This is a genomic window from Psychrobacter alimentarius (genome assembly GCF_001606025.1).
In the GTDB taxonomy this organism is placed as follows: Bacteria; Pseudomonadota; Gammaproteobacteria; order Pseudomonadales; family Moraxellaceae; genus Psychrobacter; species Psychrobacter alimentarius.
The window spans coordinates 1,912,709-1,928,521 of record NZ_CP014945.1; the positions used below are offsets into that span (position 1 = coordinate 1,912,709).

Consider the following 15,813-nt stretch of genomic DNA (forward strand, 5'->3'; position numbering starts at 1 on the left):
TTACTATCGCAATTTTTTATGGCAATGATGAGTCGTCATAGATTACAAGAGATGGACATAGTAAAACGATGCACCCTAGAGGCTATGTTATAGTGACTCATTCATTTTTTATTCAATTGGAGCAGCTGTATGCGTTATAAAAATACTTATATTAATTTGGACACTCGTCTCTATCATGAGCAGCCACCAACGCCTTTAGAAAACCCACGTGCTGGGCATTTTAATGAGCAAGTTGCTCAGCAATTGGGCTGGACAGACGATGAAGACCTTATGGCACGCTGGGTTGACATTCTTGCTGGTCAATACGTACCAGCTGATTTTGAACCACTTGCCATGGCTTACGCAGGCCACCAATTCGGACAATGGGCTGGACAGTTGGGTGACGGACGCGGCCTATTGATGGCACAAGTACTCGATAAGCAAGACAAACTACAAGATTTACATTTGAAAGGTATTGGTCTGACACCTTACTCACGCATGGGGGATGGACGTGCGGTATTGCGGAGTACCATTCGAGAATACTTATGTGGTCATGCGCTCAATCAGCTCGGTATCCCCTCTTCTAATGCGCTAGGATTTGTTGTCTCTGACACAAAAGTACGCCGCGAGCGTATGGAAGCAGGCGCTGCCTTGATGCGCGTGGCAGACAGTCATATTCGCCTTGGTCATGTTGAATGGATTGCCAGCTTCGCACCGGATTTACTTGGTGAATTTACCGATTATATGATTGACACTTATTATCCAGAATGCCGTGATAGTGAAGCACCGGTACTGGCATTTTTAACAGCCGTGGTTGAACGTACAGCGAAGATGATCGCTGATTGGCAATTGATTGGTTTTGCACATGGGGTGATGAATACAGACAATTTATCGATTACAGGTAGTACGTTGGACTTTGGTCCTTTTGGCTTTATGGAGCGCTTCAATCCCGCTTGGATTAATAACCACTCTGACCATACCGGACGCTATGCCTACCAAAACCAGCCGGCCATCGGTCATTGGAATCTTAATATCTGGTTGCCGCATTTTATGCGTTTAGAAGGGGTGACTCGTGAGACGCTATCAGAATGCTTAGCACCTTATGAAGCGACCTTTATGCAGCATTATCAACAAGGACTATGCCGTAAGCTTGGACTGCCACATGAAAGAGACAGTTTAACCTTGGCGTTTGAGTGGTTGACACTGCTCGAAGACAACTTGCTGGATTATACCAATAGCTTCAGGGCGTTATTGGGACTTGTCGCGCCAGACGAGCATCCTTACGAGCAACATCTGCTGGCAATGATGACGACAGAGCTCAATCAGGAAGCGCAAAAAGCATGGCAAGACTGGTCAATAGCTTATTTGGCGCAAATAGAACTTGTGTCGTTTGAGCAAGCCATCAATGACATGAAAACGAATAATCCTATTTATGTGTTGCGTAATGGCATGGCACAGCGCGCCATTACGGCGGCAGAGCAAGGGCAATTTGAAGAAGTGGATCGCTTATTTGAACTGCTAAAAACCCCTTACGATATACAGGATATTGCTACTGATCTTGATAGCACACCCCCTAATCCTAATGCACCGCAAATGCCAATCAGTTGCTCATCATAAACGCTGATATTGAGGAATAATAATAACAATAATGTAGAGATTATGGTTGATAAAGGCCTATAGTCTTTAGTATTATCAAGTGGCGAAATAATGAATATCATTTTAGTATATTATTCGTGCCATCCATTGCTACTAACTACGTAGTGGATTGTTAGTAATATTAGAAAGATGGGCTATATTAGCCTGTTTTTTTAATCTGGTATTCAATCGCTTATTATTGTTTGCCCTTTGTCATTTTACGCTTTGATCTTCATCATTCAATGATCTTTTTAGCGTATGACATTAATTACCATCATTTACTTTAATACAATTTATTCCAACCATGGCCATTATTATGAATGACGATACCAGTTTGAATACGGACAATCTTAGTACAGAAAAAGAGCAGTTTGAACAAGCTGCCTTACACTACCATGAATTCCCACGCCCAGGTAAAATATCAGTCACCCCTACTAAACAGCTGGCTAACCAGCGCGATTTAGCACTTGCCTATTCACCAGGTGTCGCCGTACCTTGTCTTGAAATCGCAAAAGATCCAAAATTGGCCGCCAAATATACGGCGCGCAATAACTTGGTCGGTGTTATTACCAATGGTACTGCTGTACTGGGTCTAGGTAATATTGGTCCATTAGCATCAAAACCTGTGATGGAAGGTAAAGGCGTTCTATTCAAAAAGTTTGCAGGTATCGATGTTTTTGATATTGAAATTGCACAAAATGATCCTGACAAATTCATTGAAGCCGTTGCGTCTCTTGAGCCTACGTTTGGCGGTATTAACTTAGAAGATATCAAAGCACCAGAATGTTTCAAAATCGAGCGCGAGTTACGTGATCGCATGAATATTCCGGTATTCCATGATGACCAACATGGTACTTCAATCATTGTTGCAGCGGCGATGCTTAATGCTTTGTTGATTACTGGCAAAAAAATTGAAGAGATTAAAATCGTGTGTTCAGGTGCAGGCGCGGCTGCCATTTCTTGTCTAGATATTATCTGTGCCCTAGGTGTCAATAAAAATAACATCTTTGTTTCAGATTCGCGCGGTATCATCAGTACCAGCCGTGAAAACCTTGATGAAACCAAACAGCGCTATGCTCGAGATACGACTGCCACGACGATTGAAGAAGTCATGGACGATGTTGACATGTTCTTGGGTCTATCTATGCCAGGCACGTTATCAGAAGATATGGTTCGCCGTATGGCAAAAGACCCTATCGTCTTTGCACTAGCGAACCCAACGCCTGAAATTATGCCAGAATTGGCACACGCTGTTCGTCCAGACGTCATCATGGCCACTGGTCGCTCAGACTATCCAAACCAAGTAAACAATGCGTTATGCTTCCCTTACATTTTCCGTGGTGCCCTAGATGTCGGTGCAACAACGGTCAATGAAGAAATGAAAGTCGCTTGTGTCAAAGCAATCGCTGCGATGGCACACGTTGAAGCCACGCCAACCACCAGCGCTAGAAACATCGAAACCATTCAGAGCTTCGGTCGTGACTACCTGATCCCAGGTCCGCTAGAGCCAAATCTGATCATTGAAATTGCTTCTGCTGTTGCCAAAGCGGCAATGGACTCAGGTGTGGCAACCTTACCGATCGAAGATATGAGAGCCTATCGTCAACGTCTGTCAGAGTTTGTCTATAACTCTGCGTTTGTCATGAAGCCTATCTTTGCTCGTGCTAAATCTGCGCCAAAGCGTATCGTATACTGTGAAGGTGAAGACAACAATATCTTGCTAGCAGTACAAGTTGTGGTTGATGAAGGACTTGCTCAGCCTATCTTGGTTGGTCGCCCAGCGGTCATTAATGATCACATCAAAAAGTTAGGCTTGCGTTTAAAAGATGGTGAGAACATCACTATCGTTAATCAAGACGATGATCCTCGCTATAAAGACTATTGGCAGGGTTATTACGAGAAAAACAAACGCCGCGGTGTCAGTATCGAACTTGCTCGTCGTGATGTCCGCCGTAAGACCACTTTGATTGGTTCTTTATTGGTCGATAATGGTGATGCTGATGGTATGATTTGTGGTACGTTCAGTGATTATCAGATGCATTTAGAGTATGTCAAAAACGTTATTGGCAAAAAAGAAGGCATCAATGATTTTTATGCCATGAATGCTGTGTTGATGCAAGATCGCAATATCTTTATCGCTGACACATATGTTCATGAAGACCCGAACGCTGAACAGTTGGCTGAAATGACTGTTTTGGCTGCCGAGCAGTTACACCGCTTTGGTATCACGCCACGTGTTGCGCTAGTCTCTCATTCTAACTTTGGTGCATCAAATCGTACCAGCGCGGTCAAAATGCGCAAAGTTCATCAATTACTGACCGATATGAATGTTGACTTCGAGTTTGAAGGTGAAATGCAAGGTGATGCAGCGCTTAATGAAGTTATTCGCTCAAATCAAATGCCATCAAGTCCGCTAAAAGGTGCCGCAAACCTGCTTATCTTGCCAACACTTGACGCGTCGAACATTGCCTTTAACTTACTCAAAACAGCAACCAGTAGTGCCTCTATTGGCCCTATCCTACTCGGTACTTGTAAGCCGGTACATATTCTAACGCCATCAGCGACTGCACGTGGTATCGTCAACATGACTGCCCTTACGGTGACAGAGGCTCAGGACTTAGAAAACGAAAATCAGTAATACATCATATTTAGCAGCACCTCATACCTAGTATGCAAATACAAACGTATGACAGTATGATTAAGCGGGTTCTGTTATCTATTGATAGAACCTGTCTGCTATACTAAAACCAGTCAACGCCATTCAAATCGCGTTGACTGGTTTTTTTTGCTCAGTGCAATCTGGGTAAGTAAAATTGGGTCAAAAAAAGAGAGTATTATGCAAGTTTATCTCGTTGGCGGTGCTGTTCGTGACCATCTATTAGGCCGTCCTGTTAAAGACAAAGATTTCGTTGTGGTTGGTGCCACAGTGTCTGAAATGCTGGACGCAGGCTTCCAGCAAGTGGGCGCAGATTTTCCTGTGTTTTTGCATCCTATCAGTCACGATGAGTACGCACTGGCTCGTACAGAACGTAAGCAAGGCGTCGGCTATCAAGGCTTTAGTGTCCATGCCAGCCCTAACGTTAGCTTAAAAGACGATATGCAGCGTCGTGATTTGACCATCAATGCAATGGCCATAGAAGTCACCAGCTTAATGGACGATTCCCCTATCACAGGAGAAGTGATTGATTATTATGGTGGGCTGAATGATATAGACAGCAAAACTCTACGCCATGTCTCCATTGCATTTAGTGAAGACCCATTGAGAGTGCTGCGAACCGCTCGTTTTTATAGCCGTTATTATGATTTGGGATTCACCATTGCTGATGAAACCTTGGCATTGATGCGCCAGCTTGTAGACTCAGGTGAGTTGACACATTTGAGTGCAGAGCGTGTCTGGCAAGAGTCAAGTCACGCAACCATGCAGCTATCACCTCACGTATATTGGCAGCAGCTGTACGATATTGGCGCACTGAATGAGTATTTTGACCCTCTACATCATGCTTGGGCGAGTATTCATGTCCGAGAAACGATACAGACAGCGCTCTACTTTTCAGGTCAGATGCAACTGAGCTTGTCACAGCGCTGGGCCTTACTGATGGCCAGTCTCAATCCCGCTTTATTTGATCTGAAATATAAAGAGCAAAAGCCTGACGAAGCGATGATCACAAAAGGAATTCTTGATATAGGTAATACGGTTAAGGTGCCAAAAGCACACACCCAATTTGCCAAGCTATTCGTCCAACAGATCGAAAAATTAGCAGCAATAGATATGCTTAGTGCTGCCGAGAAGATTGAGCTGATACAAGTTTGCGGTGCTCACAAGGAGCCTGATAAACTATCACAGCTGCTTGTGACCAGTCATGTCTTTCAGCTAGCAATCCAGCACCGTCAGATGATGATAGCGTTAGGTAGCTTTCATGCTATCGGTATGTCAGATATTCAGCCAAATCTAAAAGGTCCTGCGATTGGTGACGCTTTGCAGCAAGCCAGAATTAAGCATTTGCAGGCAAACCACGACTGATATCAATGTTAAAAATAAAACAATCAATTATTATGAATCAAAAGCCTAATACGTACAAAGTCTATAGCGATGCGCCAGTGATGCTGGTGACTGGCAGTGCCAAACGCATCGGCGCTGCCATTATTGAAGCGGCTCATCACCAAGGCTATAGAGTCATCATTCATTGTCACTCTAGTGAGCAAGAAGCCGATGACTTGGCAAAGAAACTTAATAACACTCGCACCAATAGTACCGCCGTTGTGGTTGCTGATTTGTCCATTATTGAAGAGGCTAATTCACTAACTGATTTCGTCGAGGAAGTCATACATTCTTTTGGTCAGCTAGATGTGCTGGTTCATAATGCCTCCCGCTTCTATCCAAGTCCTCTTGGAGACATCAGTCATACACAATGGAATGAGCTGTTTTTGACCAATGCCAAAGCGCCTTTGTGGTTAAGCCAAGCCCTATCCCCTTATATTAAAAGGCAAAAAGGATGTATTATCAGCTTACTGGATATTCATGCCCATAATAAGCCTTTTGTTAACTATACTGTCTATAATATGGCAAAGGCGGCTCATCGCATGATGGTACAATCCTTGGCGTTAGAGATGGCACCGGACATACGAGTCAATGGTGTCGCGCCTGGGGTCAATATCCTACCAGAAACCGATAGCGACCAAGCGCTTGATCATGAGCAACAACAAAATATCATTCGCTCAATTCCCCTGCAACGGATAGGAAGACCTGATGAGATTGCCCATAGCGTGCTGTATCTGGTAGAGGCCCATTATATCACTGGCGAGATTATCACAATTGATGGAGGTCGTAGTCTGACGCTGGCTGGTAGTAGCATTTGATCAACATTAAAGCTTATAAAAATTTTATTGATTACTTCTTATCTTTTACTTGAAAAATTAAAAAAATCAGGTATCATTGTGCGTCTAACGTTAGGGCCCATAGCTCAGTTGGTTAGAGCAGAGGACTCATAATCCTTTGGTCGTAGGTTCAAGTCCTACTGGGCCCACCATATATAAGCAATACCATTAAAGACCTTCAAGAAATTGAAGGTCTTTTTTATTGTCTGCTGGTTTCCGTCAGCATGTAAAAAGTAATCAAATAGTACCTAGTCAATGTTTAACACGCTCTAGTAATCATTAAGTTAAAAACACCCTCTTTAAAGTACTGCTATTCATTATAAATAATCAGTGATTTAAAACACTTGGTTCTCGCTAAGTTTCTCCTATGTCTTATTCTGTATGATAAACCCATACCCAAAAGGTAGCTGACAAAATCAATAAACAGACTGTCAGACATAAACTTAATATAAAGGTGATCCTCATGCAAAATTTATCGACGCTAACCAAATCAGCAATCATTACTCTTACTGTTGTAGGTGTCAGTGCTGCTGCTATCGCAGCGCCTGTCCTCAGTACTAAAGCTACAACAAGTTCAAGTGAAGCCGTCAGTGCCATACAAAGTAAAATTAGCCTAGCGCAGGCGATCGCTATAGCCAAACAAAATACTAAAGGCGATCTTATCAGTGCAGAATTTGATTATGATGACGACGATGCGACTAATGAATATGAAGTTAAGCTCATCGCAAACGGCACTTCTTACGAAGTAAAAATCGATGCCGATACGGGCAAAGTGGTTAAATCTGAAAAAGAGGGATTAGATAAAGAAGACATGGCTGAATATAGCGCTATGAAGCAAGCCAAAGTATCACTGAATAGCGCTATTCAAAGAGCCGCCCAAAGCGTGAATGGCAAAGTAATAGCGGCCACATTCGATTTAGAAAGAGGTCAGTCTATTTATGATATCGAAGTGGTTAAAGGCAATCAAAAATATGATGTGAGCGTAGATGCCAATACGGGTAAAATCTTGAGCAGTCAGATTGATAAAGACGATTAAGATTAAACGAGACATTAACGTTAATGCTCAGCAGTAGCCGATATCTCAATAGAATAGATATTAGTTGCTGCTTTTTCATTGATACATCATCTAGGCGATAACACTAACGGTAACACCATATCAAAGCGCTAACATGTCAGAAATTATAATGCCCGTATTTAAGATAGTTTTATATATCTAATGTAAAGTAGATTCATCGTAACGATATCATATGTTAAGAGCACGCAGATATATGATTTAATTGTCGATAGTATGACAGTTCAAGTTATTATTAGCCAGTTAGGTAGCGATGACTAAAATAGTCGCGCCGAACGTCTCAGATTTTAATATATGCTTTATAGGTCAGGATATTTAATGCGAGTATTAGTAGTTGAAGATGATTTGATGATTGGCGAAAGTCTTAGCGAAGCATTGCAGGATGAAGCCTATACAGTCGACTGGGTCAAGGATGGTCGTCAAGCTATTTTGACGCTGAAAGTCCAACCTTATGACATTATTCTCTTGGATCTAGGTCTGCCAGAGGTCGACGGCATGGGCGTATTGAACGCTATCCGTGACGCTAAAATTGAGACACCGGTATTGATACTCACCGCACGTGATCAGTTAAAAGATAGAATTGCAGGATTGGACTCAGGAGCTGATGATTATGTCGTCAAGCCTTTTGAATTAGGCGAGGTCTTTGCACGCATGAGGGTGTTGATACGACGCTCTCAAGGCAAGGCTGACAATCAAGTTGCCGTTGGCAATCTAAGTCTAGATACTGCGCACAAACGCGTTATGATGGATGGCAACTCTATCGATTTGACCGCAAAAGAATATATGCTCCTCACGACCTTTATGCTATCCCCTGAAAAAGTCATGTCTAAAAATGCGCTGGAAGATTCTTTATATGGCTGGGGTGATGAAGTTGAAAGCAATGCCATTGAGTTCTTAATTCATAGCTTACGTAAAAAGATTGGACAAGATAGAATCAAAAATGTTCGGGGACTTGGGTGGTATATCAGCAATGTCTAATTTTAAGCGAACCACTCAAAAACATGTTTTACCATTGCTAGAAGCGAATTAAGATGCCCAAACTCCGTAAGCTTTTAAACTCACTACAATTCCAGCTCATCTTTTGGTCTGTTTTGTCGTTATTATTATTGGCTATCGTCGCTGGTGGTTACGGATTTTGGTATAACTATAACGAGATAAGTGACTTTCAAGATGATAACTTGAAAAATACAGCAGCATTGTTAGAGCAGTCACTTGATATCAGTGTTTTAGGTAATAGGGGCTTAAGTAATAGGAATTTGGATAGCGATGCAGCTCTTTCAGACAATGAGGATCGGGCGCGCAGCAATATTCACTTTGACACCGATGACGATGATGGTGCTATTACCGTTGATATCATTATACTCTCCGCCCCACTCGATAATGGCAGACAAGATTATCAGAACGATGAAACTGATGATAACAATAGTGATGATGAGCATGATTACTCAGAACCTATACCGATGGCGTTACTATCTGATATTCCACTAGGCATAAGCGATCAAGATATTGACGGTCATTCTTGGCGAACTTATAGAAATGACGTGAAAATTAAATCCTTAGATACTAATGAAAAAGTCGCACTTATCTTGCGTCAACAAACAGAACTACAAGACGATTTAGCCAAGTCCAGTGCGCTACAGTCTTTTTTACCCCTTATTATCGGTATCGCCTTCTTAATAATTCTGTTGCCTTTTATCATGTGGCGAATGATGAAGCCTGTGCGCCAATTGCATCATGAAATCAGCACACGTAATGAGAACGATCTAAGTCCTTTGCAGATTGACAGGCTCCCCTCTGAGTTGTTACCACTAGCAGAATCCTTAAATAGATTATTGGCTGTTGTGAAGAGTAGCATCGAGCGTCAACAACGCTTTATAGCAGATGCCGCCCATGAACTGCGCTCGCCGCTGACGGCCATCTCATTACAGCTACAACGATTGCAGCGTATTGCCAATGATAAGATTATGTCAGAAGGTTTAGATAAACTAGCGGTCCGTCTAAAACGTAATCAGAGTTTGGTTGAGCAGCTATTAACACTCGCTCAAGCTGGCAATATTAATACTGCATTAGAAGATGAGTACACACCGACCAACGTCAAATTTATTGTCGAGCAAGTCATTGGCCTACTCATTCCTATTGCTGATCATAAACATATCGAGCTTATCGTTGATTTGCAACCTAATAGCAAAGTAAATATAGATGAGACCTCATTATTAATACTCGTCAAAAACCTTATCCAAAATGCCATTATTTATACGCCAGCTAATGGTCAAGTCATTGTTAAACTGTATCAGCTTGAACAAAACTCAGACAGCTCACATAAATCCGTTTTAGATGCGCCGTATAATTTTGGCACCCATGTCATTCACTCTGGAAAACTAAAGCATTTGTCTAAAGCATCAGGGAGCAGGTTGGTATTACAGATCATAGATTCAGGCGCAGGTATTCATCCTCATGAATATAAAAATGCTTTTGAGCCTTTTGTGCGGCTTAATCAGTTATCAAATAGCGATGAGCAACTCAGTGATGATATCCATAAATCGAGATCAGATAGTGCCAGTCAGAAATCACAAACGGTAGAAGGAACTGGACTTGGACTCTCTATCGTCAAATCAATATGCGAGCAAGCAGGTGTTGATGTATTTATGAATGACGCTGCCGCGAACATTTTAAGTCAAAATAATAATCGAGGACTCTGTATCACGTTGATCTTCTAAGTCAAAGATAAAAAATCTTATAGATTGATATCTATATCTCTTGATGCTTGTTTAACACCTTTATTGATGGTTTAGTAGTTTTAAGCACTCACCTACTCTCTCCATATAAATAACATCAGAGTCGTTCAGTTTAGAAGCCTAATCTGAAAATCGAAAAAGCCGAATACCACTGCTCACAGTAGTATTCGGCTTTTTTATTGGTAATTTTAAGCTGCTTCTTAGTTACTTTACAGCTACTTTCTAACGGCTAGAAAGAAGTGCGACGATAGTTGCGGTATCTTGGCAACCAGAAATTGGCTTTTAATCGACGCTCTAGATTTTCTGCCGTGACAGGTAGAGCCAGCTTATCTTCTATCGCTTGTAGTGCCACTGCATAAGCAATCTTTTCACTGATCTCTCGAATGAAGTTAATAGAAGGCAATATTGCACCTGGCGCTTTTTCATATTCCATAGATATGTCTGCAAGTGCTTGGCTGGCAGCCATTAACATATTATCGCTGATACCCGTCGCATGCGATACCAGAACACCCAAACCAATACCGGGGAAAATATAGCTGTTATTGCATTGAGAAACCTCAAAAGTCTGCCCTTCAAAAGTGGTATGAGGAAAAGGACTACCTGTTGCAACAATCGCTTTACCACGACTCCAGTTCATCACTTCCTGCGGTGTCGCTTCAACACGAGACGTTGGATTTGACAGTGGCAATACGATTGGGTGTTCTGTATTAATACACAAGGTTTCGATCACTTCTTGGGTGAACAGACCTTTTTGTCCGCTGACGCCGAATAATACCGTAACTTTGCCTTCTTTAACCACTTGCGCCAAGCCAAGTTTTTGACTCTTATCCCAGTGTGCAATGTCGGATTCTTTTTGTACCAAAGGTACTTGGAATTTTTGTAGCTCTGTCATGCTATCTGTTAATAAGCCATAACGATCCACCATGAACACTTGGCTGCGAGCTTGCTCTTCTGTTAAACCTTCACGTTGCATTTGGCGAATAATATGTTCAGCGATACCACAACCTGCAGATCCTGCGCCTAAAAATGCGATTCTTTGCTGACTTAGTTTCTGACCCTTATTCAAGCACGCTGCAATCAGTGTACCGACTGAAACCGCCGCCGTTCCTTGAATGTCATCATTAAAGCAGCATAGTTGGTCACGATATCTGTTCAATAATGGTGTCGCGTTTTCTTGTGCAAAATCTTCAAATTGTAATAACACTTCTGGCCAACGGCGTTTCACTGCTTGAATAAACAAGTCGACAAATTCATTATATTCATCACCAGAGATACGTGGATTTCTCCAGCCCATGTACATAGGATCATCAAGCAATTGTTGATTATTGGTTCCTACATCCAATAAAATCGGTAGGCAGTAAGCTGGACTGATACCGCCACAAGCCGTATACAAAGACAATTTACCAATTGGAATTCCCATACCGCCGATACCTTGATCGCCCAAGCCCAAAATACGCTCGCCATCGGTCACAACGATGACTTTTACCTTTTGTTTGGTGGCATTTTGCAGCATGTCGTCGATGTTATGACGCTCAGGATAAGAGATAAATAAACCACGTTTACGGCGATAAATTTGAGAGAATTTTTCACAAGCTTGGCCAACGGTTGGCGTATAGATAAGCGGCATCACCTCTTCAATGTGCTGCTCAACCAAATGATGAAACAAGGTCTCGTTTGTGTCTTGTATATTACGCAAGTAGATATGCTTGTCCATATCATTATTAAACGAGCGAAGTTGATGATAAGCACGTAGTGACTGCTCTTCAATCGTCTCAATGTTGTGAGGCAATAAACCTGTTAAATTGAAGTTATCCCGTTCTTCTGATGAAAAAGCGCTACCCTTATTTAATAAAGAGGTTTCTAATAGAGCCGGTCCAGCAAAAGGAATGTATAACGGACGTTTTGTTTGCATAATAAATCTTCTTAGTGAAAGTGTATTGTGGTACAAATTTAACTATTTAAATATTTTTGTTCATTCATTAAATAATCAGAATTTAAAGTGGAAGCGATCAAAAGGATCATAACGTCAACTTAAGTGCAGCGGTTCAGTCGTTAAGAGCAGCGGTGCAAACGTTATCCATGTGCCAAAACAAAACCAGCCGAGGCAAGCTTATCAGCACAGCAACCTATTATACTGAAATTATGGCAGCTCTTGGCAAAATCAATCGACTTAAATAGCAATTAAGAACAGCTGAAAGAAACCGAGGGATATTGATTGCTGGATATGCATTTTCAGAACTGATTACCCTTAAACGCATTAATCCTGACCTAAATCTTGTTACCTTACTGATACTTTAATAAACAATTGCTTACTTGATTAATTGAATATATAATTTTAGAAAGTCTGTATATATAGGAGGCCACATTGTTTATTGATCATAATCAGTGTCCGAAATGCGGCACCAAACTAGAACATCCTGTTTGGAAATGTAAGCAATGTGGTCATCAAGATTTAACCAACTGGCCTCTAACGCTATTGTTGTGGGCGGCTATTTTATTGATTGTAGGCATCGTATTGTTGTTTATGACAAATAATTTTTGTCAATTCGAAAGTTTTCAACCACTGATCAATAACTACGGTGTGATGTGCTAGTGTTAGACACAGCACTGACTAGCCGATTGATAACAGCCATTCATTTAAAAGCAACCCATTGATAAACCATATCAATGGGCTGCCCTAAATGCCGACCAACGCATAATCTTAATTAACGCAGATCATCAACGACCGCCAGCATAGCAATCAATGAGGCTTCGCCAAATCTTGCAGAGCGCGCAGGCGACCAACCTGTCTCTGCATCAGGCAAATTGTCATTGTCTTTAAAAGGCATCTCTAACGTGTTGGCAAGACAATCGAAACGTTCTGCCACCCAATTGGTAGCAAGCGTCATATTCGCTTCACCAAATTTATCAACCTCGTAACCGACCTCAGATTGAAAATCAGCACTGGCCAATGTCAATACTTCTGAAAACTTATCCCGCAGTCGTGCAAGTCGCTCGTTGTAACCTGGCGCTCCTTGAGAACCTGCAAGGAAGACATAAGGCAATGCTTCATCACCATGTACATCATAGAATAGATCGACACCTGTCTCTTCCATTTTATTGATCACATAAAATACCTCAGGACTCTTTTCTAAGCTTGGATTTGACCATTCACGATTTAAGTTAGTCCCTACTGCGTTGGTACGTAGATGTCCGCGAACACTACCATCAGGATTCATATTAGGTACAATATAAAAGTTTGCGCTGTCCAATAACCGCTTAGCGGTGGCATTATCACTATCTAGCAGGCTATGCATCAAACCCTCAACCAACCACTCAGCCATGGTCTCACCAGGATGCTGACGGGCCGTAATCCAAATGCTCCGTTTGCTCGTATCATCATCACCAATCTTGACCAAGGTTAAGTCGCGCTTATCGATAGTTTCTCCCAAACACTCTAAAGTTACCAAAGGGTGAATCTGTATAGCAGCTAATAAATCTTGATGACGCTCATAACTGTAAGGCGCAAAATACGCAATTTGAATGGTTTCATAATCCAAATCGGCAATGATGGTTAGCTTTCCGTCTTTATAAGAAGTGGGCAGACGAAACCAATGCTGGCGATCATACGAAGCAACTGCTTGGTAATTTTCCCACCCCTCAAGGTATGAGGCTTCTCCTGCATTCATAATATTAAGGACGTATTGTTCCCCAACCTGACCTTCTAAACGAAAGTTAAACCACTGGAAAAACTCACCACCAACATCTGGACGAATAGCCAGTTGAATGTCTGCTTTATTTTCTAAATCAATAACGTCGATATTACCTGCGTCAAAATTTGCTGTGATGCGCATAACTTCTCCTTGATGCGTTTTTGTAATGATATTTAATCCTTGATGCGTTTTTGTAATGATATTTAAAAAGTAATCGTTCTTATCGTACTTTTATCCGCTCAAATATAACATTTTTTTCTCACTATATTATGTCAAAGCTGGTTTGATGCGCCGTTATCCACATTGATAGAGCGTGAGCTATTGACATAACATTGAATAGGTATAACAATAAGCAAAATAATAATGATTATCAATCACAAAGCCTATGCTTCATTTAACATCTCCTACCCAGTTCTCTACCGCTTTAATGAGCATCACTTTGATTTAAATTACTTATGACTTCGCTACAAAGTGCTGACGTGATAACAATTTGCTATACCCTCTATAGATTGGATTAATATTTTATGGCTCAACCTTTTGTTCAAGATACTATCGATAAAATCCCTTTAGACGTTGCTGATAAAAAACTGTTCATTGATCATGTCAACGAAGAGCATCAAGATGAGCTAGCAATGTTTATCAATATTTTTACTAAAGCGTCCATACGAGAAGATTCGGTTCCATCTATAGTTGAGCTGTATTCTGATGGAATGCTGCTGGCATTGACAAGTATCGACAATAATCAGACCGACCCTGAAAATGCGGCCCACCCAACTGAGCAATACTTTGTTCATTTTACCTCTCCTGTTGTTGATGCGGCGTCGTTGCAAGAGCAATATATAACCTTATTACAAAGAGCCGCCACCAAGCTTGGCAAACGTACGATAAAACTGCGTGATCAGTTCTTTACGGTCATGGATGGTTACTATGCCAGCCCTAACATGTACCGTCTGCTAGTCACTGCTCCTGACAATACGCCACTTAATCAGCCCGGTTACGCCTATTTGCTTGATCTCAATGCCTCATTCGCTGCTTCAAAGCTTGACTCAGGCGAACGCCGTGATTCGAATGACAGTGATAACACTGATGAGTTCCAAGGTGTGTATCGCTATTATTCGCTAAGAAAAGCATGGCAGGATGCTGATAGCTCGTCTGTTCATGCTTGGATAGATGTTTATATTCATGGTGATACCTCAGGTGGCAATTGGGCCAAATCACTTGATACAGGTATGAAGATAAAAAGCGTGCGTGAGTACCCTGAAAAACTAGAACACCTCACTGATGGACAATGTCTGCTTATCTGTGATGAAACCTCCTTACCCACAGTCGCCAATCTCTTAGAAAACTGGCAAAATCCATTATCCCCACTTGTTATTGCCATTACTAATGATTCAAAAGATATAAATTATCTACATGACATCACACTCAGTGAGCACTTATCCAAAGATGAGCGTTTTAGGCAGGATAACTTGCTACATATTATCAATACACCCGCAACAGCACTTACTGAACAAATAATGACTACTCTAAATTCGAGATTAACAACCACGCCAATCAAGATTGATAAAGTGTGGGGCGCTCTTGAAGCCGCAAACATTAAATCTTTAAGACCACAATTAAAATCAGTTCTTGGACTATCACGTCAGGACATGACGATACAAGTCTATTGGCGCGCTTAATGACGAGAATTTTCTTGCGATATGAAACCTATCCTACCCTCTATACTATCTACACCTACTTAATAATGTAATGACTTATCTTACTAAACACTTAGTAAGAACATATTGTGAATAAAAATGAAAATCATTTGCATTATTAAGTCCTT

10 protein-coding genes and 1 tRNA gene are annotated in these 15,813 nt (G+C 41.5%); 9 read left to right on the forward strand and 2 right to left on the reverse strand.

The features are described 5' to 3' along the window. The first annotated feature begins 129 nt into the window (after positions 1-129). From A3K91_RS07810 to A3K91_RS07845, 8 genes are all read left to right on the forward strand, one after another. Entirely contained in the window at positions 130-1,596 is a 1,467-nt protein-coding gene (locus tag A3K91_RS07810) for a protein adenylyltransferase SelO (RefSeq protein ID WP_062844755.1), read from the forward strand. Positions 1,597-1,930: 334 nt separating this feature from the next. Beyond that, positions 1,931-4,252, forward strand: a complete 2,322-nt coding sequence (locus tag A3K91_RS07815; protein ID WP_062844756.1) for an NADP-dependent malic enzyme — start codon at positions 1,931-1,933, stop codon at positions 4,250-4,252. A 198-nt stretch (positions 4,253-4,450) separates the two neighbouring features. Beyond that, a complete protein-coding gene (locus A3K91_RS07820; RefSeq protein WP_062844757.1) occupies positions 4,451-5,635 on the forward strand; it encodes a tRNA nucleotidyltransferase/poly(A) polymerase-related protein in 1,185 nt (394 codons plus the stop codon). Between the two features lie 32 nt (positions 5,636-5,667). Next, positions 5,668-6,471: a pteridine reductase gene (locus tag A3K91_RS07825; protein WP_084387304.1), complete on the forward strand. Its 804-nt coding sequence runs from the start codon at positions 5,668-5,670 to the stop codon at positions 6,469-6,471. Between the two features lie 93 nt (positions 6,472-6,564). Further along, positions 6,565-6,641: transfer RNA gene (locus A3K91_RS07830), tRNA-Ile, on the forward strand. Between the two features lie 311 nt (positions 6,642-6,952). After that, positions 6,953-7,525: a PepSY domain-containing protein gene (locus A3K91_RS07835; protein ID WP_062844758.1), complete on the forward strand. Its 573-nt coding sequence runs from the start codon at positions 6,953-6,955 to the stop codon at positions 7,523-7,525. Between the two features lie 354 nt (positions 7,526-7,879). Beyond that, positions 7,880-8,539, forward strand: coding sequence for a response regulator (locus A3K91_RS07840; RefSeq protein ID WP_062844759.1), 660 nt, complete (start codon positions 7,880-7,882; stop codon positions 8,537-8,539). A 53-nt stretch (positions 8,540-8,592) separates the two neighbouring features. Next, positions 8,593-10,278 carry a sensor histidine kinase gene (locus tag A3K91_RS07845; protein ID WP_062844760.1) on the forward strand — a complete coding sequence of 562 codons (1,686 nt, stop codon included), beginning with the start codon at positions 8,593-8,595 and terminating at the stop codon, positions 10,276-10,278. A 247-nt stretch (positions 10,279-10,525) separates the two neighbouring features. Here A3K91_RS07845 and A3K91_RS07850 read toward each other — a convergent pair whose 3' ends face one another. Together A3K91_RS07850 and A3K91_RS07860 are read right to left on the reverse strand one after the other, a co-directional pair. After that, positions 10,526-12,208 carry an NAD-dependent malic enzyme gene (locus A3K91_RS07850; protein WP_062844761.1) on the reverse strand — a complete coding sequence of 561 codons (1,683 nt, stop codon included), beginning with the start codon at positions 12,206-12,208 and terminating at the stop codon, positions 10,526-10,528. 793 nt (positions 12,209-13,001) lie between these two features. Then, positions 13,002-14,129 (reverse strand): M14 family metallopeptidase, encoded by a 1,128-nt coding sequence (locus tag A3K91_RS07860; RefSeq protein ID WP_062844763.1) that lies wholly within the window; start codon positions 14,127-14,129, stop codon positions 13,002-13,004. A 383-nt stretch (positions 14,130-14,512) separates the two neighbouring features. On the opposite strand from A3K91_RS07860, the gene A3K91_RS07865 reads away from it, so the two are divergent. Further along, positions 14,513-15,667, forward strand: a complete 1,155-nt coding sequence (locus A3K91_RS07865) for an SIP domain-containing protein (protein ID WP_062844764.1) — start codon at positions 14,513-14,515, stop codon at positions 15,665-15,667. Positions 15,668-15,813: the final 146 nt, after the last annotated feature.